The organism is Paenarthrobacter sp. NyZ202 (genome assembly GCF_049860755.1).
Classification (GTDB): Bacteria; Actinomycetota; Actinomycetes; order Actinomycetales; family Micrococcaceae; genus Arthrobacter.
Window position 1 is genome coordinate 2497373 of sequence record NZ_CP187556.1, and the last position, 23865, is coordinate 2521237.

Consider the following 23865-nt stretch of genomic DNA (forward strand, 5'->3'; position numbering starts at 1 on the left):
AGTGGTGGCCGTGTGGCCTGTTCTCCTCGGGTTGGTTCTCAGTTGCCTTCAATCCTACGCCAGCCCGCCCTTCGGCGGACGCCTTCTGTCGCCCGGCCGGGCAGGCAGGCACCCTGCGACATTTTGTCTCAACTCGGCATCGGGCGGGTATCAATACTGTTTCAGTTGCGGCGCATGCCCGGAAATCCCCGGTGACCGCCGCCGCCGATGTGCCAAGCTGGCATGGCGGGCAGAAACAACGCCACGTGAAAAACTTCCGGCGGACACCGCCGAAACCAAGGCAAGGACCCCCCATCAAGCAGCCGGCACACACCCAGCATGGCGCACCACAACGGAGGAAATCCGTGGTGGCCGCGCCGGCAATGCTTGCTGTCCTCCTGTTGACGGGCTGCATCGCCAACGGTGGTTCCACTCCGGAGTCCACCAGCCCCCCGGCGGCCAGTCTCCAGGAGGCCCCGGCCAGCAATGCACCGCTGGAAACAACCCAGGCTTCCACCAAGATTCCCGTGTACTGGATCGGTCGCAGCAAGGACGAGGTGTACCTCTACCGCGAGTTCCGGGACATTTCGGGTGATGGGAACCCCGTGACCACAGCCCTGCGGATCATGATGGCCGACAAGCCGCTGGACCACGACTTCTTCACGCCGTGGCAGGAGCCCGGCAGTTTGGCCACCTCAATTTCGGGCAAGAACGTCATCACGGTCGACGTTTCCCGTGATGCCTTCAACTCCAACCTCGACGCCGGCATGGCGCAGCGGGCAATCCAGCAGCTCGTCTATACGGCTACCGCGGCTGCTTCGTCGTCGGGACTGATCAATTCCGGGCAGCAGATCCAGGTAGTCATCCTGGTGGACGGACATACGGATTTCATGGCCTTCGGCCAGGTCCGCCTCGGCCAGCCCATGTCCCGGGATGCCTCCTTGGTGGCCCCCCTGTGGATTATCGATCCCCAGGAAGACAACGCCCTTCCGCCCGGAGCCGTCAAGTTCAATGGACGCACCACCAACAGCTCACTGCCCGTGGCCTGGCAGATTCTGCAGGACAATGGCAACGGGGACCGGGCCAACCTGCTGACCGGCCAGACGAAAGCTTCCGGCGAGGCCGGGCAACTCGGCGTCTTCTCCTTCAGCGCCACGCTGAACCCCGGGAAGTACGAGGTTCGTGTTTCGCAGGTGGACGCATCCGGCCAAACCGATGAAAGCACTACCGATACCCGGCTGTTCCGCGTCCAATAACCCTGCCGGGCGGTAGCCGGGAGGGGCTGTCGGCAGCGCCTACCAGCGTCCCAGGACATCGCTGGCAAGAACGACGGCGGCAGGACCCGCCGTCGACGACCGCAACACGTGGTGACCCAAGAGCGCCGTAACGGCCCCCGCGTCACTGAGCCGGGTAACTTCCCGCGGTGAGATGCCGCCTTCCGGTCCCACGATCAAAAGCACTTCAAGGGGTGCTTCTGTCCCGTCAGCCACCAGGCTTGCCGCTTCCAGGACAGACCGCAGAGAGTTCCTGGCGTCCTCATGCAGGATGATGGCCATGTCTGCTGCCGCGACCGCCTTGGACAGGCCGGCCGAGTCCGCCACAGGACGAACCTCGGGTATCCAGGACCTGCGGGCCTGCTTGGCCGCAGCTGCCACCACGGACTGCCACTTGGCATGGGCCTTGGCTGCCCGGTCGCCCTTCCACCGGACAATGGAACGTTCAGCCTGCCACGGCACCACCGCATCAATTCCAAGCTCGGTAGCCGTCTCAATGGCCAGCTCGTCGCGGTCGCCCTTGGCCAAAGCCTGGACAAGCACCAGACGGACCGCAGGGCGCTGCTCGAAGGAAACCTCACCGGCCTCAACGGACAACGACCCCTGCCCGGCTTCAACCACCGTCCCGGTGAGGCGGGTCCCGGCGCCGTCGGTGATGTCCACGGATTCACCGGCCACGATCCGCTTTACCGTGACAGCGTGCCGGGCTTCCTGTCCGTCCAGGACGAACACCGAGCCCGGCCCGACGCCATCCAGCGCACCCGGCGAGGCGAAGAAAACGGGATTGCTCACCGCTACAGGTTACCGAGCTTGTCCCGGAGCTTGGCGAACATGCCGCCGCTAGCCACCAGCTTGCCCTCCGTGAACTGTTCCCCGCGCAACTTGGCGAGCTGCCTTAGCAGGTCTTCCTGCGCCGCATCCAGCTTGCTGGGCGTCTCAACATGGAGGTGCACTTTGAGGTCGCCGCGGCCATACCCACGCAGGTGTGTCACACCGAGACCACGCAGGGTGATGATTTCACCGGATTGGGTTCCGGACTTGACGTCGATTTCCTGCGGGCCGTCAAAGGTTTCAAGGTTCAATTCGGTGCCGAGCGCGGCTGCAGTCATCGGCACGCTCAACGTTGCGTGGAGGTCGTCGCCTTCCCTGACGTACGTGGGATCGTTGTTGACCCGGATCTCCACGTACAGGTCGCCGGCCGGACCACCTGCAGGACCGGCCTCGCCCTGGCCGGAGAGCTGGATACGGGTTCCTGTGGCTACACCGGCGGGGACCTTGATGGTGAGCGAACGGCGGCTGCGGATACGTCCCTGGCCGCTGCACTCGTTGCACGGATCCTTGATGATGGTGCCGAAGCCCTCACAGGAACCGCAGGGTGCCGTGGTCATCACCTGGCCGAGGATGGACCGGACCGCGCGCTGTACCTGGCCGCTTCCGCCACAGATGTCGCACCGCTCCGGATGCGTGCCCGGGCGGCAGCAACTGCCGTCACAGGTGGGGCATACGACGGCGGTATCTACTTCAAGCTTCTTATTGACACCGAAGACGGCATCCTTGAGGTCGATCCTGACGCTGATGAGGGCGTCCTGTCCGCGGCGTACACGGGAAGCCGGGCCTGCGTGGCCGCCTGCGCCACCGCCGAAGAAAGTATCGAAGATGTCCTGGAACGCGAAACCCTGGCCGGAGTAGCCGCCACCGAACCCGTTGTCGGTACCGTTCTCGTTGCCGGTTGCATCGTACACCCGCCGCTTCTGGGGGTCGGACAGGACTTCGTAAGCATGGGTCACTGCTTTGAACTGTTCCGCGACGTCCTCGCCCGGGTTGACGTCCGGGTGAAGCTTTCGTGCCAACTTTCGGTACGCCTTTTTGATCTCTTCTCCGGTCGCTTCCGGGGAGACTCCCAAAACGTCATAGTGGCTGCTCAAAGTCGGTATCTCTTCCTTGTTGTACTGCAGTTCTTTACCACGGGGCTGCTTCAGCCACCGAGAATTCGTGACAGGTATCTGGCCACGGCGCGTACCGCGGCCATGGTGGTGGGATAGTCCATCCTGGTGGGACCAAGGATTCCGACTTTGGCTCCCGAGCCGTAGCCGGTAGCCACCACCGATGCTTCCGCCAGCCCGTCGTAGGGGTTCTCGCGCCCGATGCTGACCGTTACACCCCGTGGGTCGTCGCCCATATCCGACAACAACCGGAGCATGACCACTTGTTCCTCAAGGGCTTCAAGAACCGGGCCGATGCTCAGGGGAAAGTCGACGTTGGAGCGGGCCAGGTTGGCAGTTCCGGCCAGCAGAATCCGCTCCTCCCTGCTGGTATCGCTCAAAGTTTCGAGTCCGTGGGCAAGTCTCTGCGCCAGGCCCCGGAGCTCGGGACGGCACAGCGCGACCACCGAGGGAAGAACCTGGGGCAGGAGGGACAACTGCGTGCCGGCAATGCTGCCAAGGAACTTGGAGCGCAGAGCCATCAGGGCGTCGTTGGAGACCTCAGATCCGGTCTCGATGACTTTCTGGCCCACGCTGCCGGTGTCGGCGATGAGGACTGCCAGTACCTGGGTTGGGCCCAGGAGGACGAATTCCACGTGGCGTACCAGGGCTTGCTTGGAGTGGGGATACTGCACCACGGCCACCTGGTTGGTCAGCTGGGACAGCAGCCGTACGGTCCGCTCCAGGATGTCATCAAGATCATCCGGTCCTTCAAGCAGGGAATGGATGGCGCGCCGTTCCGCAGCAGACAGAGGCTTGACCTGTGAGATCCGGTCCACGAACAGGCGATAGCCCTTGTCCGTGGGAATGCGCCCCGCACTCGTGTGCGGCGCTGCGATGAGGCCTTCCTCTTCCAGGACCGCCATGTCGTTCCTGATGGTGGCACTGGACACGCCAAGATGGTGCCTCTCCACCAACGCCTTTGACCCCACGGGCTCCCGGGAGTGTACGTAGTCCTCAACGATGGCACGGAGCACTTCAAGCTTGCGTGGCTCACTCATTGCAACACCTCCTGACGACTTTCCCCGGTCCCGCCGACCACTGATCGCGGGACAGACGGCTCACACCGTTTTTAGCACTCAACATGCCCAAGTGCTAATAGTCTAGTATGCGCCCCGGCGTTGTTAGCATGGAAACCGCCCGCCGGGATGTCGGGCGCGGGCCGCGCACCCTTGCCGTCCTGCTAATCCCGCCCAGCTACGAGAGGCAGGCCCTTGGCCTTTGACACGTGGGGTCCCACCGATCTCTCCGCCCCGGCCAAAACCGGGCTCCCTGAAGTCGCCGTCCAGCGGGGCATGGTCCTGGAGGACGTGCAGTCCGGCTGGGTGGGAGAAGTCACGCGCGTGGAGAAATCCGGCGGAATGCATATCGTGTCGCTGGAGGACCGCCGGGGCAAGACCAAATCCTTTCAGCTCGGTTATGGCTTCCTTCTGGAAGGCCAAGCCATCCGGCTCATGCCGCCCGCGGCGAAAGCGCCCGCCTCGCCGGCAGGTGGCCGTACAGCATCCGGCTCGGTGCGGGTGGAGGGCCAGCGGGCCCAGGTAGCCAAGGCGAGCCGGATCTGGGTTGAGGGCAAGCACGATGCCGAACTCGTGGAAAAAGTCTGGGGTGACGACTTGCGGGCCGAGGGCATCGTGGTGGAACCACTGCACGGCGTGGATGACCTCAAGGCCGCGATTGCCGCCTTCAAGCCTGGTCCCGGGCGTCGGCTTGGCATCCTGGTGGACCACCTTGTGGCCGGCTCCAAGGAATCCCGGATCGCTGCGGAGGCGATGACGTTTCCCGGCGCCACGGGAAACGTACTGATTGTCGGACACCCTTATGTGGACGTATGGCAGGCGATCAGGCCCAAAGTCCTCGGCATCGAGCAGTGGCCCTCAGTTCCCAGGGGCATGGACTGGAAAACCGGAATCCTGAAGGCTTTTGGGTGGCCGCACACCACCGCCGAGGACATCGGCCTGGGCTGGCAGCGGCTCCTGGGGGCGGTACGTACCTACGCCGATCTCGAGGCCTCGCTGTTGGGGAGGGTGGAAGAAGTCATCGACTTCCTCACGGCCCCTTAGCGGAAATTCCCGGCGCGGGTCACGGCACCGTGGTCCCGGAACCCGGCCGGGACACAGTATTCTGGGACAGCAAGACCGCAGCACCTCGAAGCAAAGGGAACACACCGTGGCAGACAACGCACCTGATGAGCCGGGCCGGGCCGCTGGTCAGCCCCAGTACCATGGCGCACCTGCGAACGCACTCCCCCTGACCGCAGGCGAAGACCGCCAGTGGGCCACCTTGGCGCACTTCGGCGGCATCCTGGGCTGCATTCCCTCCCTGCTGATCTACCTGATCTTCAAGGACCGCGGGCCCTTCACGGCCCAGGAATCCAAGGAAGCACTGAATTTCACGCTTCCTCCCACCATTGCCGCCGCAGTGGCGAACATCCTGGTGCTCCTGCCGGTGGTGGGCAACATCTTCGCGGTCATTGCCACAGCCATCTGGGTGGCCCTGACCTGCTTCTCCGTCTCAGCCGGTATCCGCGTCAACCACGGGCAGCCGCACCGCTACCGGTTCAACCTCCGCTGGATCAAGTAGCTCACTCCGGCAAGATCCTGCGGACAACAGCATCGGCAAGCAGCCGCCCCTTCAGGGTGAGCTGCAGACTGCCCCGGAAGGCAGCCGCCGGGTCCACCAAACCATCGGCGATCAGCCCGGCCATGGCGTGCCGGCCGGAGCCACCCAGGGCATCAACGAGCAGACCCGAGGCGAGCCTCGCCTCCAGCATGATGCGCTCCACTTCCCGGGTTCCGGCGTCGAGCGTTTCGCGCCCGGCGGCCGGTGAGCTCCCAGCGGCCAGCCGCGAGGCGTAGGCCACAGGGTGCTTGACGTTCCACCAACGGACGCCGCCCACATGTGAGTGGGCGCCGGGGCCGATTCCCCACCAGTCGTCGCCCCGCCAGTAGGCGAGGTTATGGCGGCAAGCCTGGTCCGGGGTCCGCGCCCAGTTACTGACCTCGTACCACTCCAGGCCGGCCTGGGAGATCAGGGCGTCGGCGAGTTCGTACTTGGCCGCGTGATCGTCGTCGTCAATACCCGGCACCTCACCGCGGCGGATTTGGGCGGCAAGCTTGGTGCCGTCTTCAACAATCAGCGCGTAGGCACTGATGTGGTCGGGTTCGTAGGAGAGGGCAGTTTCCAACGAGGTCTGCCAGTCCTCCATCGATTCCCCCGGTGTGCCGTAAATGAGGTCAAGGCTGACCGCCAGGCCTGCTTCCCTGGCCCATTGCACCACTTGGGGGACTTTACTGGGAGTATGTGTGCGGTCGAGGACCTTGAGCACATGCGGCACGGCCGACTGCATCCCGAAAGAAACCCTGGTGAACCCCGCGTCGGCCAGCACCTGCAGGGACTCAGGAGTAACGGAATCCGGGTTGGCCTCAGTGGTGACTTCGGCACCGGGCGCAAGGCCCCACTCCGCGACTGCGGCACGCAGTATTTGGGCGAGGTCCCCGGCAGGCAGCAGCGTGGGCGTTCCGCCGCCGAAGAACACAGTGCTCAGCGGGCGGCGCGGCACTCCGGAAGCGTCCAGTGCCGATGCCGCGAAAGCGACTTCGGCCACCGCGGTGCCGGCGTACGCATCCTGAGACGCGCCTCCACCCAGTTCCGTGGCCGTGTACGTGTTGAAATCGCAGTACCCGCACCTGACGGCGCAGAACGGGATGTGGACATACAGCCCGAACCTGCGGTGTTCGACGCCGGACTGCACCTGCGGGGGCAGCAGGCCGTCCGCAGGTGCCGGGTCGCCCAAAGGAAGGACGCTGGGCATGACTACTTCTTGGCCTTGTCCTTGGACTCGTCGGTGGTCAGCGCCGCGATGAACGCCTCCTGCGGCACCTCCACGCGCCCAACCATCTTCATGCGCTTCTTGCCTTCCTTCTGCTTTTCCAGCAGCTTGCGCTTACGGGTGATGTCGCCGCCGTAGCACTTGGCAAGAACATCCTTGCGGATGGCCCGGATGTTTTCACGGGCGATGATCCGGGAACCGATCGCAGCCTGGATGGGAACTTCGAACTGCTGGCGCGGGATCAGCTCGCGCAGCTTGGACGTCATCATCACACCGTACGCGTATGCCTTGTCGCGGTGCGTAATGGCGCTGAAGGCGTCCACCTGTTCGCCCTGGAGAAGGATGTCCACCTTGACAAGGTCGGCCACCTGCTCGCCGTCGGCCTTCCAGTCCAGCGAGGCGTAGCCCCGGGTCTTGGATTTGAGCTGGTCAAAGAAGTCGAACACGATTTCCGCCAGCGGAATCCAGTAGCGCATCTCGACGCGGTCCTCGGACAGGTAGTCCATGCCCCGCATTTGACCCCGCCGGTTCTGGCAGAGTTCCATGATCGCGCCCACGAACTCGTTCGGCGCAAGGATGGTCGCCGCCACCATGGGTTCGCGGACTTCGTTCACCTTGCCCGTGGGGAACTCGGACGGATTGGTCACGGTGGCGATCGACTTGTCCTCGAGGGTGACCTCGTACACCACGTTGGGAGCGGTGGAAATGAGGTCCAGGTTGAATTCGCGTTCCAGCCGTTCGCGGACGATCTCCAAGTGGAGGAGGCCGAGGAAGCCGACACGGAAGCCGAAGCCGAGGGCCGCGGAGGTTTCCGGCTCGTAGACCAGCGCAGCGTCATTGAGCTTCAGCTTGTCCAAGGCCTCGCGGAGGTTGGGGTAGTCCGTGCCGTCCAACGGGTAGAGGCCCGAGAAGACCATGGGCTTGGGATCCTGGTAGCCCCCAAGGATCTCCTGCGCAGGCTTGGCGTGGTTGGTGACGGTGTCGCCTACCTTGGACTGGCGCACGTCCTTCACGCCGGTGATCAGGTAGCCGACCTCGCCAACGCCCAGCCCTTTGGACGGGACCGGTTCCGGCGAGCTGACGCCGATCTCCAGCAGCTCATGGCTCGCCTTGGTGGACATCATCTGGATCCGCTCCCTCGGCGAGAGCTGGCCATCCACGACACGCACATAGGTGACGACACCGCGGTAGGTGTCGTAGACGGAGTCGAAGATCATGGCACGCGCAGGAGCATCGGCGTTGCCCACCGGGGCGGGAATGTCACGGACAATCCTGTCCAGCAGGGCCTCGACCCCCACACCGGTCTTGCCGGAGACCTTCAGGACTTCCTCCGGGTCGCCGCCAATGAGGTTGGCAAGCTCCTCCGCGTATTTTTCGGGCTGTGCTGCCGGAAGGTCGATCTTGTTCAGGACCGGGATAATCGTGAGGTCGTTCTCCATGGCCAGGTACAGGTTGGCCAGGGTCTGGGCCTCGATGCCCTGCGCGGCGTCCACCAGCAGCACGGCACCCTCGCACGCAGCCAGTGACCGGGAGACCTCGTAGGTGAAGTCGACGTGCCCGGGAGTGTCGATCATGTTGAGGGCGTAGGGCGTGCCTTCAACCTCCCATGGCATGCGGACTGCCTGGGACTTGATGGTGATTCCGCGCTCCCGCTCGATGTCCATGCGGTCCAGGTACTGGGCCTTCATGTCACGCTGTTGTACGACGCCGGTGAACTGCAGCATGCGGTCGGCCAGGGTCGACTTGCCGTGGTCGATGTGGGCAATGATGCAGAAGTTCCGGATGATGGCCGGATCTGTTGCGGCGGGCACCGGTGCGGTGCGGGCCATGGGAGACACGCAGGATCCTTACTGTCGACACTCACACGGCTTTTCCACCGGCTTTGCTATGGCTGGCCGGGACGCGCCGTATCTCTGATCCTCTAGTCTCCCATGAACCAGTGCTCCGCCGTACATCCGGGACCGGACAGGTGGTATGCAAGGTAGCTTTGGTGCATGGCTTTTGACTTGCGCCCTCTTGGCAGACTGGTATTGCGTTCCCTCAAAGCACTGGGTGCCGGGTCAAAGCCGGGCACCCCCGCACCTTCCGCCCATAGGCATGGCCGGGCGCCCGGCGCCGGAAAACAATCCATCGCATATCCGGGCGACTTCACCGGCACGGCCCGCATGAACTATGCGCCAAAGCCGGACGGGCAACCGGATCCCGGGGAGATTGTCTGGAGCTGGGTCCCTTACGAAGAGGACCACTCGCGGGGCAAGGACCGTCCGGTCCTGGTGGTGGGACGCGACGGAGGCTGGCTGCTGGGCCTCATGCTGACGTCCAAGGACCACGACAACGGATACCGTGCGGGCGACTACGTTGATATTGGAAGCGGACCATGGGACCGCCAAGGACGACCCAGCGAGGTGAAACTGGACAGGGTTATCCGCCTGGATCCACAGGCTGTCCGGCGTGAGGGTGCGGTCCTGGGCCAGTCGCGGTTCAATGCCGTGTCCAAGGCCATGAAGGAACGGCATCAGTGGAACTGACCACGGCTCGCAACGCCGCCGGTCTTTCTGCTAGTATTTGTAGCTGTGTGTCCGTGCAGGTCGACGGTCACGCATGGTTGGCTGCCATAGGCATCCCCACGCCGCTCAGTCGATGGCCAACCTGATAACCCTCTAGACCATTTCCGCATTAAAAAGAGAGTTCATACGTGGCTAATATCAAGTCCCAGAAGAAGCGCATCCTCACCAACGAGAAGGCTCGCCTGCGTAACAACGCCGTCAAGTCCGAGCTGAAGACTGCCATCCGCGCCGTCAACACCGCCGTTGCGTCTGCTGACAAGGATGCTGCTGCAACTGCACTTGTTGCTGCCAGCCGTAAGCTGGACAAGGCTGTCAGCAAGGGCGTTATTCACAAGAACAACGCTGCAAACCGCAAGTCGGCGATCTCCAAGAAGGTCAACGCACTCTAAGGTTTTCCAGTTCGACTGAGCTGATGAGAGGCCGGTACCCCGCGGGGTACCGGCCTCTCGCCGTCTGCCGCGTCAACGGCGCTGCCTCGCGGGTCAACGGCGCTGCCTCACGGGTCAACGGCGCTGCGCGGACGTGGCAATCACTGTGACCGCATGTTCCACTGCATAGACAGGATCCCTGGACAGCCCCTTCACCTGGGCATCAGCCTCGGCAACAACCTGGATTGACCGGATGAGCCCCTCGGGGGTCCATCGACGCACATCGCGCTGGGCCTGTTCAACAAGCCACGGCTGCATGCCGAGGTTCCTGGCGATGGAAGCAGCAGAACCCTGTGCGCCCGCTACCTTGGCCAAGGTCCTCAGCTTTGCGGCCAGCGCTGCAACAAGCGGGACAGGGTCGACGCCCGTGGACAAGGCGTGGCGCAGCGTCGACAGGGCCAGCGGCCCGTTGCCGGCCATTGCAGCGTCCGCCACCTTGAAAGCGGTCGCCTCCACCCTGCCGCCGTAGTACCGCTCCACCGTCGCCGCGTCCACCGTAGTGGTGGCGTCAGCAATGAGCTGGTTGCATGCGGCCGCCAGTTCGGAAAGGTTGGCCCCCACGGCATTGACCAGCGCCTGGACGGCTTCTCCCTCTATCCGGCGGCCTCCGGCCTTGAATTCCGAGACGACGAAGGCCGTCTTGTCCGAGTCCTTCTTCAGTGGCTGACAATCGACGAGGGGCCAACCCGCTGATTTGACCGCGTCCAGCAGCTTCTTTCCCCGGGTTCCGCCCGCGTGCCTCAGCACCAGGACGACGTCCTCTTCAGGGTTGGAAAGGTATGCGAGTCCGTCGGCCAGGAAAGCATCGTTCATGGCTTCCAGGCCGTCCACCTCGATGAGCTTCCCTTCGCCGAAGAGCGAAGGGGCTACAGCCATGGCCAACGATCCGGCCTCGTAGGAGCCCGCGGACAGCCTGGTGAGCTCAACATCGGGAGACGAGGATCGTACCTGCGCCCGGATACTGTCCATGGCACGGATCCCGAGGTACTCTTCCGGGCCGCTAACCAGCACTACCGGAGCCGGCGATGCGTCCCGCCAGGTGATCTGGTTCGCTGCTGCGCTCCTGGCCCGCGTGTTTTGGGCAGCCACTGGTACTTCCTTCCGGACGGTTTGGTGCAGATACCAAGTTTGCCATGCCCAGGGCGCGCATCGCGCCGGTTCGCGGGGGCAGCTCTGCGTGACGGCCGGTTGCCTCCGGCCCTCTCCAGGGCAACCACCAGCCGGTGATGAAGGGCAAGAACTCCGGTCCGGACACCACGCGGATGCAGCACGGCCCACACCACCATGACGGTCATTACGGACAACGTACACATCGCCAGGACACCCACCGGCCCTTCAGCCCAGGGCAGCGCGGCCCCAGGAAGCGCTGCAAAGAACCTGGCGATCCCGGCCACCACACCGGCGCACGCTCCCGCGACAGCCAGCGGCACAACCGCCAGTCCGGGATGGACGGCGCTCAGGGGAACGGCAATGGTTCCAAGGATGGTTATGGGAGCTACGAAAAGACCGGCAAGAAGATTCGCAGGCAGCGCGTAGGGAGACAACTGGGGCTGGAGCATGACGATGACCGGTCCGCACAGAACCTGTGCGGACAGCGGAACAGCGAACCCTGTGGCCAGCCATGCAGGCAAGCGTCCCGGGAGCCACGAACCGATCCGGGTGGCGAGGAGCACGATACCCAGGGTGGCGAGGACCGATAAGAGGAAGCCTGGGCTGCCGGCCAGGGCAGGCTCTGCAATGAGGAGGACAATGATGGCCGCGAAGAGAAAAGACAGTGACCTTCCCCGGTGTCCACCCATGAGCGGCACCAGCCCCGCACAGCCCATCACGGCGGCCCGAAGGACACTGGGTTCCGTCCCCACCAGCACGACGAACGCCGCCAGCCCGCCGGCAGCGAAAGCGGCGGCCGGTGGCCTGGGGAGGCGAAGGGTCCTGGCCAGAACGATGAAACCGCCAAGAACCAACGAACAATTAGCACCGGAAACGGCCGTCAGATGCGTCATGCCTGTGGTTTGCATGTCCAGTTCCAGAGGTGCCGGCAAGGACGTGGTGTCTCCCGTGACCATTCCCGGCAGCAACCCGGCGGCATCGGGGGGCAGCCACGCCGCCGACGTGCGGAACTGCGCCCTGAGCTGGGCAGCTGCGTTCACAAGGCTCCACTCCTGTCCCACCAGTTGCGGCTTGGTGGAAGCAGACAGGACCATGGCCCCGGCGCTGCCCGGCCCCGGCTCTTTGAGCCTGCCTATGGTGCGGACGCGTGTGCCGGGCCGGACACTGCTCCACTCCCCGGTCCCGAGCACAACCAGCTGCGCGGCTCCTTGAACCACCTGCCCCTTGGCGGTCATCCTGACCATGGTTGCCGGCACCCGCCATAGTCCTCCGTCTCCCCGCCCCGGAAACGGCAGGGCCGTGGGTATGCCCGAGATCTCCACCTCGGCCACGACTGCGCCGCCATCCTGCGGTGCAGCTGCCAGTGGTCCGTCCTGCCGCTGGACAGCATCCGCGGCAGCGTGCCCGGTAGCTGCAGCTGACACGGCACAGGCCAACGCCATCGTGGCCCACATGGTCCGGCGGCGGTGTCCGCCCCTGCGCCGCAGGCCTGCCGTACCCCAGAGAACAAGCGCCAGCACCAACAGGGCAGTACACATCACAAATGCCTGCATGGCGGGAACGGCAATGGCCACAAGTACTGAAAGCCACGTGGTGGTAACGGCAGGCAGCAAGCGCAGATCAAGGCGGCGCGGAGAATCTGCGGACTGCACGGCTTCACCCACCCTGCACCGTCACCAGGTCCCGCAACTGCTCCATGAGTTTGGGACCGACCCCGCTGACGGCATCCAGCTCGTCCACGGAAGAGAACGGGCCGTGTTCCTTGCGCCAGTCAACGATCCTCTGGGCCATGACAGGCCCCACTCCGGGCAGGGTTCCCAACTCCTCAGCTGATGCGGAATTGAGATTGATGCCGTTTCCCGGACCGTCTGCAGGCGTCGGACCTGTTGATCCGTCCTGTACACCAGCAGGAGGAGCTTCCCCGGCCACCGGAACGTGGATTTTGGCACCGTCCGCCACGGTTGCCGCGAGGTTGAGCTGGTCCAACCGGGCACCGGGCCCCGGTCCTCCCGCGGCCTCAATGGCCTGGAATACCCTGCTGCCCTGGGGCAGGGACACGACTCCCGGCTTCGGCACGGCACCTGAAACATGGACCAGCAGCTGGGCGGTGGGCGTGGTGGTGCCGGGCGTGGTGGTGCCGGGCCTCTCCCCTTCCGGCCCGGAGACTTCCGTTGCAGCGGGCGGTTGGCTGACTGGCTCTGTGACCATCTGCCCGGCACGCGCCTGCCAGAAGAACCAAACCAGAAGCAGTACTCCACCCAGCAGGACCACCACGACGGCCCGCCATGGAGTCCGCCAGCGCAACCGGGGAGGCGAGGCGGCATGATCCCCTGCCATGCGGTCCTCTTCCGGAAGGTCCAGAAGCGGTGGACTCCCTTCAGGGGCCAGTCGGGAGGCAAAGCGCTGCCGGACAGCCTGGGCTGCGGCGTCCTGGGACGCATCCGGATTCCAGCGGGGCATGGATCGAGCCTATGCGGGATCGACGGCGCGCCGTGCGGCCGTATTTGCCTATGTGGAAAAGCAGGATCAGGGTTCCTGCGCCGTGCTGCCTTCCCCCACGATGACAGCCAGGACACCCAGCCCTGCGTGGGCTGCCAGAACGGCCGGCAATGCGCTGATTTGCGGAGCAGGACAACCAGGCAAAGCCTCCTGCAACCTTGCCACCAGGGTTTCCGCTTCCCCCGGGTTTCCAAAATGATGCACCGCGAGCCGGGCCCGGCCGTCCGGCCGGGAACGGACCTCAGCAGCGACGATTTCCTCGAGCCGCGCGACTGCCCGTACCGCGGACCGGACCTTTTCCAGCGGCACGATCCTGCCGCCGTCGACCGCCAGGATCGGTTTGATGGACAGGACGGTCCCCATAAGCGACGCGGCGGCGCCGATCCGGCCACCGCGCCGGAGCTGTTCGAGGCTCGGCACGTAGAAGTAGACCTTGGTCTTGTCCATTTGCTGCTGCGCATAGTCACGGACTTCAGGCGCAGCCTGTCCGGCCGCCGCGGCAACCACGGCCCCTTGGACACCCATCCCCTGCGCCATCCCCACGGTGCGGGAATCAACGACTTCCACGGGAATCGTCACGCGGGCAGCAGCGAGGCGGGCGGCGTCGGCGGTTCCGGAAAGTTCAGACGAGATATGGATGGAGACGACGGCCTCAAATCCACGGCGTTGGGCGGCCAGGTACGCCTGTTCAAATTGCCCGGGTGAGGGACGCGATGTCTTCACCGAGGCGCCCGAAGCGAGTGCCAGCGACAACGTCCGGGTGATGTCGTCTTCACCTTCGCCATAGATCTCGTTCCCCACCATCACGGGCATGGGAACAACGGCCAAACGACCGTCGGCTGTAAAAGCGGATACCCACTCAGCGGGCAGTGCCGCGGCCGAATCGGTGACCACAGCAGTCTTGACGACGGCGGCAAGCGGCTCGTCAGCGACAGGAACCGGCGCCGCTGGTTGCCGAAGGCGCGCCACCCTTTCCTTGAGCCACATCCAGGCGGGTGGTTCTCGCTCAGGCACGCAACCTCCAAAGACGATGGCCGGCCGCCGGCACAGTGCCGGCGGCCGTGCAATCCCTGCTAGGCAGGGACGATGTTCACCAGTTTAGGTGCCCGCACGATCACGGTGCGGATGCCACGGCCGTCCAGGGCGCGCTGGACGTTCTCCGAAGCCAAAGCGAGTTCGCGGAGCTCGTCTTCGGCGATGTCCGGGGACACCTCCAAGCGATCACGGACCTTGCCCTGGACCTGGACAACGGCGGTCACCGTCTCCTGGACCAGGAGCGCTTCGTCGTGCGACGGCCATCCTGCGTTGGCCACCGATGCGGGATGGCCCAGGGCGCTCCAAAGGTCCTCTGCCGTGTACGGCGCGAAGAGGCTCAGGATCACTGCCACGGCTTCGACGGCCTCGCGCACAGCGGGGTCGGCTGCCCCCGCACCGGAGTCGATGGCCTTGCGCGTGGCGTTGACGAGTTCCATCAGTCTGGCCACAACGACGTTGAACTTGTTGTTGTCCAGCAGTTCGGCAGAGTCGGCGATGGTCTTGTGCGTGACCGTCCGCAGCGCCCGGTCACCGGTGGCCGGATCAATACCGGGTTCGCTGGTGACGTCCTGGCCCAGGCGCCACGCCCGCGCCAGGAACTTGGCGGAGCCGGACGGCGATACATCCGCCCAGTCGACGTCGTCTTCCGGCGGGGAGGCAAAGACCATGGTGAGGCGGACGGCGTCGACGCCGAACTTGTCCAGCTGCTCGCCGAGGTCCACACCGTTGCCTAGGGATTTGCTCATGGCCTTGCCGCCATTGAGGACCTGGCCTTGGTTGAGGAGCGCGCTGAACGGCTCGTTGGCCTCGATCAGGCCGAGGTCCTTGATGACCTTGGTAAAGAAGCGGGCGTAGAGCAGGTGCAGGATGGCGTGTTCCACGCCGCCAACATATTGGCCGACGGGCATCCAGTCGTTGATCTTCTCCGGATCGAACGGTCCCTCCGTGTAGTCCGGGGAAACGAAGCGCAGGAAATACCACGATGAGTCGACGAAGGTGTCCATGGTGTCGGTGTCGCGCTGCGCAGCGCGCCCGCAGTTGGGGCATTCGACGTTGACCCACTCGACGGCGGCCGCCAGCGGTGAGGTGCCCTTGGGAGCCAGGGCTTCGCCCCGCAGGTCGTCCGGGAGCCGGACAGGCAGTTGCTCATCAGGAACCGGAACTTCGCCGCATTCGGCGCAGTGGATGATGGGAATGGGCGTGCCCCAGAACCTCTGGCGGCTCAGCAGCCAGTCGCGGAGCCGGAAATTGACGAACTTTTCGCCCGTGCCCAGCTTCTCCAGGATGCTGATGGCTGCGGGAATTGCCTCGGCCTTGCTGAGGCCATCCAGTTCGCCGGAGTTCTTGAGGATGCCCTCGCCTGCGGTGGCGGTACCGCTTTCTGCCGGGTCGTCGTCGCCGGTTTCGAGTACGGCACGCACGGGAAGCCCGAAGGCCTTCGCAAAGTCGAGGTCGCGCTGGTCATGGGCCGGAACGGCCATGATGGCGCCCGTCCCATAGTCGGCCAGGACATAGTCAGCAGCCCACACCGGCAGTTTTTCGCCATTGAGCGGGTTGATGGCGTAGCGACCGGTGAAGACACCGGTCTTTTCACGTTCCGTGGACTGGCGCTCGATCTCGGAGAGCGCCTTGACCTTTTCCCGGTATGCCATGAGTTGGTCATGCTGTTCGGGCGTCACCAGGTCAAGGGCCAGGTGTGCGTCGGCGGCCACCACGAAGAACGTTGCACCGTACAGGGTGTCGGGGCGGGTGGTGAAGACGGTGACTTCGCGCTCGGGGCGGTCTTCCGTTGCCTCGATGACGAACCTGACGTGAGCACCTTCGGAGCGACCGATCCAGTTCCGTTGCATGGCCAGGACACGTTCCGGCCAGTGTCCCTGCAGCTGGTCCATGTCATCCAGCAGGCGATCCGCGTAGTCGGTGATCTTGAAGTACCACTGGTTCAGGGACTTCTTGGTCACAGCGGTGCCACAGCGTTCACAGGCGCCGTTGACTACCTGCTCGTTGGCCAGAACGGTGAGGTCCTTGGGGCACCAGTTGACGGGCGAGTCCTTGCGGTAGGCCAGGCCGCGCTCGTAGAAGCGCTTGAACAGCCACTGCGTCCAGCGGTAATACTCCGGGTCGGAGGTGTGGAGCCGGCGCGACCAGTCGGCGGAGATGGCATAGCGCTTGAAGGATGCGGCCTGGGTGTCGATGTTTGCGTAAGTCCACTCACTGGGGTGGGCGTTGCGCTTGATGGCCGCGTTTTCTGCGGGCAGGCCAAACGAGTCCCAGCCGATGGGGTGCAGGACATCAAAGCCCTTCTGGCGGAGATACCGCGCAACAACATCGCCCATGGCGAAGGCCTCGGCGTGGCCCATGTGAAGGTCGCCGGAAGGGTAGGGAAACATGTCCAGCACGTAGCGGCGCTCCCGGGAGCCGTCATCCGCAGGGGTGAAGACCTTGAGGTCTTCCCAGACCTGCGGCCACTTCGCTTCCAACGCAGCAAAACTGTAGACGCCTTCTTCAGGCGCTCCAGCTGCGGCTGCCTGTGCTGTTCCGGTCTCTGTCTCCGGCTGAACGCTCACTGCTGCCCTCTTCTGTTCTCTGATGGCGGTTGCTCCTGCTATGGCCCGGTACACCCCGGACACACAAAAGCCCCTCGACAATGGAGGGGCGGCCGCACGGCTGTAGGTGCCGGGCGGCTAGCTAAGCAGAAGGATCGCACGCATAGATCTACAATAGCGCACCTTACTAACTCTCCAGTCGCCACGAGCGGCTTGAGCAGGCCGGCAAACAGAGATGCCGTGCCGATAAGGGGGCCCGGGAGCGGCTTCGGGCGTCCGCGGAGCGGGCGGGGCCCCCTTATCGGCTAAGGCATGGTTACCCTGGACTACTTAACGTCCTCGTCCACCCAGTCCATGGACTTGGTCACGGCCTTCTTCCAGAGCCGCAGTTGGCGGTCCTGCTCTTCTGCAGGCAATTGCGGTTCCCAGCGCTTGTCCTCGCCCCAGTTGGCGCTGAGCTCGCCGAGGTCGTTCCAGAATCCCACGGCGAGGCCGGCCGCATAGGCGGCACCCAGCGCCGTCGTTTCGATGACTTTGGGCCGGACCACGGGTACGCCGAGGATGTCAGCCTGGAACTGCATGAGCGCATCGTTGGCGACCATGCCGCCGTCGACCTTCAACTCGGTGAGCGGGACGCCGGAGTCGGCGTTGACGGCGTCCAGCACCTCGCGGGTCTGGAACGCCGTTGCCTCGAGCGCGGCACGGGCAATGTGGCCCTTGTTGGCATACCGGGTGAGGCCAACGATCGCACCGCGGGCATCGGCACGCCAGTACGGTGCAAAGAGGCCGGAGAAGGCCGGAACGATGTACACGCCGCCGTTGTCCTCCACACCGGCTGCGAGTTCCTCCACCTGGGGCGCGGAGCTGATCATTCCCAGGTTGTCACGCAGCCACTGGATCAGCGAGCCGGTGACGGCGATGGAACCCTCCAGTGCGTAGTGCGGCTTGTCGTCGCCCAGCTTGTACCCGAGGGTGGTCAGCAGCCCGTTCTTCGAGTGGACGATTTCTTCGCCGGTGTTGAAGATCAGGAAGCAGCCGGTGCCGTAGGTGTTCTTCGCCTCACCCGGCTGGAAGGCAGCCTGGCCGAAGGTTGCTGCCTGCTGGTCACCCAGGATGCCGGCCACGGGAGTCTCACGCAGCAACTGCGACGTATGCACGTTTCCATAAACCTCCGAGGAGGACTTGATGGCGGGCATCATGGACGCAGGAACACCAAAGATGTCAAGGATTTCCTGGTCCCACTGCAGGGTTTCGAGGTCCATGAACAGCGTGCGGGAGGCATTGGTGACGTCCGTGGCGTGGACACCGCCGTCGGTACCGCCGGTGAGGTTCCAGAGAACCCAGGCGTCGGTGTTGCCGAACAGGAGGTCACCTGCCTCGGCACGTTCGCGGGCCCCGTCCACGTTGTCCAGGATCCACTTGATCTTGGTGCCGGAGAAATAGGTGGCCAGGGGGAGCCCGACTTTTTGTTTGAACCGGTCTCCCCCGCCGTCCCTGGCGAGTTCATCGACGATGGGCTGGGTACGGGTGTCCTGCCAGACGATCGCGTTGTAGACCGGCTCGCCGGTGTTCTTGTCCCACACCACGGCCGTTTCACGCTGGTTGGTGATGCCGACGGCGGCAATATCGTGGCGCGTCAGGTTCGCCTTGGACAGGGCGGAGGCGATGACCTCGCGGGTGTTGTCCCAAATTTCGACGGCGTTGTGTTCCACCCAGCCGGCCTGCGGGAAGATCTGCTCATGTTCCATCTGGCCCGAGGAGACAATGCTCCCGGAGTGGTCGAACACGATGGCGCGCGTGCTGGTGGTGCCTTGGTCGATGGCGATGACGTATTGGTTCACGGTGACGTCCTTGTCTTTGTCCTGGATGTTTTGCTGTTGAGTTTGTTGTGCTGGAAAGGGTGGTGCGTGTCAGCCCGCAATGGCGGGCATGATGTCCGGGACCCACAGGGCGATGAGACCGGCGAGGGCGCCGCCCACCAGGGGCCCGACGACAGGAATCCACGAGTATGCCCAGTCGCTGGAGCCCTTGCCCTTGATGGGCAGGACTGCGTGGGCGATCCGCGGCCCGAGGTCTCGGGCAGGGTTGATGGCGTAACCGGTGGGACCACCGAGCGAAACGCCGATGCCGACCACCAGAAGGGCTACAGCCAACGGCCCCAGACCGGAAGGGGTGCCGCCGAAGGTCAGGATCACGAAAACCAGGACGAAGGTGCCGATGACTTCGGTGACCAGGTTCCAGGGGGTGGACCGGATGGCGGGACCGGTGGAGAAGGTACCCAGTTTGTTGGCTGCCAGGGGCTCGGCATCGAAGTGCTGCTTGTAAGCGAGCCAGCAGGCAACGGCGCCAAGGAATGCACCGAGGAGTTCGCCGCCGAAATAGACCAGGGTGGAAGCGAAGTCCACAGCTACTCCGGGTGCGTATTCAGGCTTCCCGTTGACGAGCAGGCCCAGCGTCACGGCCGGGTTGAGGTGTGCGCCTGACTTGGCAGCCACGAAAACGCCCGCGAAAACTGCAACGCCCCAGCCCCACGTCACCATCAGGAACCCACCGTTGTTGCCCTTGGTGCCTTTGAGCGCAACGTTGGCCACGACGCCGCAGCCCAAAAGGGTCAGCATCGCGGTTCCGAATACTTCGGAAAGGAAAACTATTCCAAGAGACATCTTTGACTCCTCATTGTTCTGTTGTCAGTTCCCTCCTGCGTGAAGGAACCGTTGGAACGGCACCGGGCGCCGGTGCCGTTCCTGGTGGCCGGTCCGGTGGGGACCGGCCATCCCTTGTCCTCCCGTTGCCGGGACGAACGGGATCAGGGTCGCCGGGTCAGGCGACGAGGCTATGGACCTCAACCTTGTGGAACCGCTTCAGCACCTCCTGGGCGTGACGGATCTCGGCTTCCGTTGCCGCGGCGTCCCAGCCCATTGGGCCGGCCAAAACGGCTGCGGCCTCATTGAGCAGTTCACCGGTCACCAGTCCCCGGAACGCCAGTGACGTGCGGCGGATCAGGACGTCCACCAGGTGTCCAACCTGCTCATGTGCGGCCATGAACTGGAGTTCCCTGACGCTGAGTTCACGGGTGGAACGCAGCGGACTGTCCGTTCCTGCGTTGAGGTACTCGATAACGGCACCGGCCCTTGTCCCATATCGGGTCAGGAGACCAGCGACGCGGTCAGCATCCAGGCCGGGACCCATGTGCTTCTTGATCCATTCCTGTTCACCGTGGGGGGTAGCAGGGAAGCCGGCGCCGCCCCCGATGGCGAGCTTCGCCGTCGAGACCTTGCGTTCCTTGCCGAGCTCGCGCAGGACGTCGTTGGTCATGTGTTCAGCCAGCGCCCGGAACGTGGTCCACTTGCCGCCCACCAGGCTGAGCACGACGGCGGCCTTGCCGCCGGGGGTCGCAACCGCACCTTCACCGGTGCGGACACTGCGTTCGATCCTGTAGTCCCTGGATACAAAGCCCGGTTGGGTAGCGTCGTGGCGCGGCAGCGGACGGACACCGGAGAAGGTGTAGACGATGTGGTCCCGGTTCACGCTGATCGTGGGAAAGACATGTCCAACCAGGTCGAAGAAGTAGTCGATCTCAGCCTCGGTGCAGACTGCGTCTTCTGCCATGTCGGCATCCACATCCGTGGTGCCTACCAGGACCCTGTCGCCCATCGGGTAGATCAGCACGATCCGGCCGTCCGTGTGCTCAAAAAAGATTTCGCGTCCATTGCAGGCGGCCAGGAGTTCGGGGTGGTCGAGGACGATGTGGGAACCCTTGGTGCCGCCCATGAAGCGGCTGGCGGAGCCCATGGCCTGGTTGGTGAGGTCGACCCATGCACCGGTGGTGTTGACGATGACATCGGCGGCAAAATCGAATTCTTCACCCGTCAGTTCATCCCGGAGGCGCGCACCGTTGGGCCCCATGGAGACCAGGGAGACGTAGTTGCCGGCACGGGCACTGCCGCCCGGAAGGCTGCCGCTGCGTCCGGCCTTTTCACCGTCCTGGAGTACGTCAAGGGTCAGCCGCTCCGGATTGTGGACCGAGGCGTCGAAATAGGTTGCGGCGTACTTGATTCCGGGATGCAGGCGCGGAAGTTCGGCCAGGGCCTTGTCACGCCTGCGGAATTGGTGCCGTGGCACGGTGCCGCCGTCACGCGAGAAGAAGTCGTACATGGTCAGGCCGGCCTTGATGAGGAAGGCGCCGCGTTCCTTGGGCTTGCCCTGCTTGTGGGTCAGGAAACGCATCGGTGCGGACAGGATCCCGGAGAACGTGCTGAAAATCGGAATCGTGGTCTGCAGGGGCTTGACGTAGTGCGGGGCTATGCGCAGGAGGCGGTTGCGTTCAACCACCGATTCCTGGACGAGCCGGAATTCTCCATTTTCCAAATAGCGGATACCGCCGTGGATCATGTGGGAGGAAGCGCCGCTGGCACCTTGGCAGTAATCACCACGCTCCACGAGGGCGACGTCGATGCCCTGCAGTGCGAGGTCGCGGAAAGTCCCGACACCGTTGATCCCGCCCCCGATGATCAGCACCTGCGCTGAAGGCCGGTTGCGCAAAGCAGCCGCGGATTCACGCGGCTGTGCAGCACCTGGATTAACGGAATGCCTGTTGTGTCCCAAAACTGCTCCTTTGGGCTTGGTTTGTGCGCGGCGCTGGCCGCCGGTGCACCTTTCACCACCTAATCTGGCGAAGGTGGAAAATGGAGTCAAGCTATTTGCACAAACGTGCAGGAAGGAAGTGAGATGGGACGCTCACGTCACTCAGACGCGCTCAGGGCCGCACAAATGTATTACTTGCAGGACCTGACCATGGATGCCATCGCCCGCGAACTCAGGACCTCGCGCTCAACGGTTTCGCGTCTCTTGTCCTCTGCAAGGGAGACCGGACTGGTCCAGGTACAAATCCGAAGTCCACTGGATACTGCTCCTGAGTTGGAAGGCCAGATCCGGGACAAGTTCGGCGTCGACGTCCATGTGGTTCCCGTGCTGGATACCCTCAACGAAGCCGAAACGCTGGACCGTGTGGCCATGCAGGCGGCCCGGACCATCGCCCCGCTGGTCGACTCGAATGCCATTATCGGGGTCGCCTGGGGCGCCACGCTCAGCGCCGTGAGCCGGCACCTCACCCGGAAACTGACGCACGACAGCATCGTTGTCCAGCTCAACGGAGCAGGGAACATGCAGACCACCGGCATCACCTATGCCAGCGACATCATGCGGCGTTTCGGCAATGCCTACGGGGCGAGGGTTGAACAGTTTCCCGTGCCGGCGTTCTTCGACCATGCCTCCACCAAGACGGCCATGTGGAAGGAACGCAGTGTGCAACGCATTCTGGACCTGCAGGCCAGGATGAGCATCGCCATCTTCGGCGTCGGGTCGGTCGACTCGGACTATCCCAGCCACGTCTATGCAGGCGGGTACCTCGATGAGCACGACCTCAGCCTGTTGGCGGCCGACGATGTGGTGGGCGACGTTGCGACAGTCTTCTTCCGCAGCGACGGATCCTCCGACGGCATCACCCTGAACGAAAGGTCCACCGGTCCCAGCCACGAGCAGCTGCGCCAGGTACGCCGGCGGATCTGCGTGGTCTCCGGCGCCTCCAAAATCAATGGACTCCAGGGTGCCTTGGCCGCGGGGTTGGCCACCGATCTCATCCTCGACGAGGCTTCGGCACGCCGCCTGGTGAGTTTCACCAGCCAACCCTGAAGGATTCTGCCGGGGAATGGGTAGAGTCGTTGCTATGACTTTCCCAGCCCGGCTGACCCTGAACAACGGCGTATTAATGGACCAACTGGGGTTTGGACTCTATAAGGTGCCGCCCCGGGACGCAGAGGCCCTGGTCCGCACAGCGCTGGGTGAAGGCTACCGGCGGTTCGACACCGCAGCCATGTACGGCAACGAGACCGGCGTGGGGCGGGCCATCGGAGGAGCAATCGGGGACGCCAGCGAGGCCAATGCGGGTACCGGCGGATCCGGTGAATCCTCGCATGTACTGACCCGCGAAGACGTCTTTGTCACCACCAAGGTCTGGAATGACGACCACGGCTACGATGCCACCCTCCGCGCGTTCGACTCGTCCATGGCCAACCTCGGCCTGGATTATCTGGACCTCTACCTCATCCACTGGCCTTGCGCCGGGCGGGGCCTCTTCCTGGAAACGTACAAAGCCATGGAAACCCTCTACCGGGAGGGCAAGGTGCGTGCGATCGGCGTGTCCAACTTCCAGCCCGGCCACCTGGAGCAGCTCATGGAGAAAGCCGAGGTTGTCCCTGCCGTCAACCAGATCGAACTGCACCCCTGGCTGCAGCAGACCAGGCTGCGGACCTTGCACGACCAGCTCGGTATCCGCACCGAGGCATGGAGCCCCCTGGGGCGCGGACAGGTTCTGGCGGACCCTGCGATAGCCCTGATCGCGGAAAAGCATGGGCGCACACCTGCCCAGGTCATCCTGCGTTGGCACCTCCAGCTGGGCAACCTGGTCATTCCCAAGGCCAGCTCACCCGGGCGCATCAAGGAAAACTTCGGCGTCTCAGGCTTCCAGCTCACCCCGGAAGACATGGACGGCCTGGCCGCCCTGGAACGCCACCACCGTACGGGTTCGCACCCTGACAACGTGAACTAGGAGTTG

Annotated in this window: 20 protein-coding genes; 7 read left to right on the forward strand and 13 right to left on the reverse strand. The window is 64.2% G+C overall.

All coding sequences use genetic code 11. The features are described from left to right. Positions 1-362 precede the first annotated feature (362 nt). A complete protein-coding gene (locus ACPFL9_RS11550) occupies positions 363-1235 on the forward strand; it encodes a GerMN domain-containing protein (RefSeq protein WP_426007540.1) in 873 nt (290 codons plus the stop codon). 39 nt (positions 1236-1274) lie between these two features. On the opposite strand, the gene ACPFL9_RS11555 is transcribed toward ACPFL9_RS11550, so the two are convergent. From ACPFL9_RS11555 to hrcA, 3 genes are read right to left on the reverse strand one after another with little or no spacing between them, the layout of a single operon-like run. Beyond that, positions 1275-2045, reverse strand: coding sequence for a 16S rRNA (uracil(1498)-N(3))-methyltransferase (locus ACPFL9_RS11555; protein ID WP_426002778.1), 771 nt, complete (start codon positions 2043-2045; stop codon positions 1275-1277). Between the two features lie 2 nt (positions 2046-2047). Further along, a complete protein-coding gene (gene dnaJ / locus ACPFL9_RS11560; protein WP_426002779.1) occupies positions 2048-3178 on the reverse strand; it encodes a molecular chaperone DnaJ in 1131 nt (376 codons plus the stop codon). Between the two features lie 50 nt (positions 3179-3228). Beyond that, a complete protein-coding gene (gene hrcA / locus ACPFL9_RS11565; protein WP_426002781.1) occupies positions 3229-4236 on the reverse strand; it encodes a heat-inducible transcriptional repressor HrcA in 1008 nt (335 codons plus the stop codon). A gap of 213 nt (positions 4237-4449) precedes the next feature. On the opposite strand from hrcA, the gene ACPFL9_RS11570 reads away from it, so the two are divergent. Next, complete coding sequence (locus ACPFL9_RS11570; RefSeq protein ID WP_426002783.1) at positions 4450-5298, forward strand: DUF3097 domain-containing protein; 849 nt, start codon at positions 4450-4452, stop codon at positions 5296-5298. 106 nt (positions 5299-5404) lie between these two features. Then, positions 5405-5818 (forward strand): DUF4870 domain-containing protein, encoded by a 414-nt coding sequence (locus ACPFL9_RS11575; protein ID WP_426002785.1) that lies wholly within the window; start codon positions 5405-5407, stop codon positions 5816-5818. Between the two features lies 1 nt (position 5819). On the opposite strand, the gene hemW is transcribed toward ACPFL9_RS11575, so the two are convergent. Both hemW and lepA read right to left on the reverse strand, forming a co-directional pair. After that, complete coding sequence (gene hemW, locus ACPFL9_RS11580; RefSeq protein WP_426002786.1) at positions 5820-7049, reverse strand: radical SAM family heme chaperone HemW; 1230 nt, start codon at positions 7047-7049, stop codon at positions 5820-5822. A gap of 2 nt (positions 7050-7051) precedes the next feature. Continuing rightward, positions 7052-8905, reverse strand: a complete 1854-nt coding sequence (gene lepA, locus ACPFL9_RS11585) for a translation elongation factor 4 (RefSeq protein WP_426002788.1) — start codon at positions 8903-8905, stop codon at positions 7052-7054. Positions 8906-9061: 156 nt separating this feature from the next. On the opposite strand from lepA, the gene ACPFL9_RS11590 reads away from it, so the two are divergent. Together ACPFL9_RS11590 and rpsT are read left to right on the forward strand one after the other, a co-directional pair. Beyond that, positions 9062-9595, forward strand: a complete 534-nt coding sequence (locus ACPFL9_RS11590; RefSeq protein WP_426002790.1) for a type II toxin-antitoxin system PemK/MazF family toxin — start codon at positions 9062-9064, stop codon at positions 9593-9595. Positions 9596-9762: 167 nt separating this feature from the next. Then, positions 9763-10023, forward strand: a complete 261-nt coding sequence (gene rpsT, locus ACPFL9_RS11595; protein ID WP_021470575.1) for a 30S ribosomal protein S20 — start codon at positions 9763-9765, stop codon at positions 10021-10023. 114 nt (positions 10024-10137) lie between these two features. Here rpsT and holA read toward each other — a convergent pair whose 3' ends face one another. The 8 genes from holA to ACPFL9_RS11635 all read right to left on the reverse strand — a co-directional run bounded on the left by holA (position 10138) and on the right by ACPFL9_RS11635 (position 21857). After that, positions 10138-11151 carry a DNA polymerase III subunit delta gene (gene holA / locus ACPFL9_RS11600; RefSeq protein WP_426002792.1) on the reverse strand — a complete coding sequence of 338 codons (1014 nt, stop codon included), beginning with the start codon at positions 11149-11151 and terminating at the stop codon, positions 10138-10140. After that, on the reverse strand, positions 11073-12824 hold the full coding sequence (locus ACPFL9_RS11605; protein ID WP_426002794.1) for a ComEC/Rec2 family competence protein: 1752 nt from the start codon (positions 12822-12824) through the stop codon (positions 11073-11075). Before ACPFL9_RS11605 ends, holA begins: the two co-directional genes overlap by 79 nt. A gap of 4 nt (positions 12825-12828) precedes the next feature. Then, the gene (locus ACPFL9_RS11610; protein ID WP_426002796.1) at positions 12829-13632 is read right to left on the reverse strand and encodes a helix-hairpin-helix domain-containing protein; all 804 of its coding nucleotides are present in this window, start codon (positions 13630-13632) and stop codon (positions 12829-12831) included. Between the two features lie 66 nt (positions 13633-13698). Then, positions 13699-14685 (reverse strand): DegV family protein, encoded by a 987-nt coding sequence (locus ACPFL9_RS11615; protein ID WP_426002797.1) that lies wholly within the window; start codon positions 14683-14685, stop codon positions 13699-13701. 59 nt (positions 14686-14744) lie between these two features. Further along, entirely contained in the window at positions 14745-17273 is a 2529-nt protein-coding gene (gene leuS, locus ACPFL9_RS11620) for a leucine--tRNA ligase (protein WP_426002799.1), read from the reverse strand. Between the two features lie 305 nt (positions 17274-17578). After that, positions 17579-19093: a glycerol kinase GlpK gene (gene glpK / locus ACPFL9_RS11625; RefSeq protein ID WP_426002801.1), complete on the reverse strand. Its 1515-nt coding sequence runs from the start codon at positions 19091-19093 to the stop codon at positions 17579-17581. A gap of 69 nt (positions 19094-19162) precedes the next feature. Continuing rightward, complete coding sequence (locus tag ACPFL9_RS11630) at positions 19163-19915, reverse strand: MIP/aquaporin family protein (protein WP_426002802.1); 753 nt, start codon at positions 19913-19915, stop codon at positions 19163-19165. Between the two features lie 157 nt (positions 19916-20072). Further along, on the reverse strand, positions 20073-21857 hold the full coding sequence (locus ACPFL9_RS11635) for a glycerol-3-phosphate dehydrogenase/oxidase (protein ID WP_426002804.1): 1785 nt from the start codon (positions 21855-21857) through the stop codon (positions 20073-20075). 123 nt (positions 21858-21980) lie between these two features. On the opposite strand from ACPFL9_RS11635, the gene ACPFL9_RS11640 reads away from it, so the two are divergent. Both ACPFL9_RS11640 and ACPFL9_RS11645 read left to right on the forward strand, forming a co-directional pair. Then, positions 21981-22943: a sugar-binding transcriptional regulator gene (locus tag ACPFL9_RS11640; RefSeq protein ID WP_426002805.1), complete on the forward strand. Its 963-nt coding sequence runs from the start codon at positions 21981-21983 to the stop codon at positions 22941-22943. 34 nt (positions 22944-22977) lie between these two features. After that, a complete protein-coding gene (locus tag ACPFL9_RS11645) occupies positions 22978-23859 on the forward strand; it encodes an aldo/keto reductase (RefSeq protein WP_426002807.1) in 882 nt (293 codons plus the stop codon). Positions 23860-23865 lie beyond the last annotated feature (6 nt).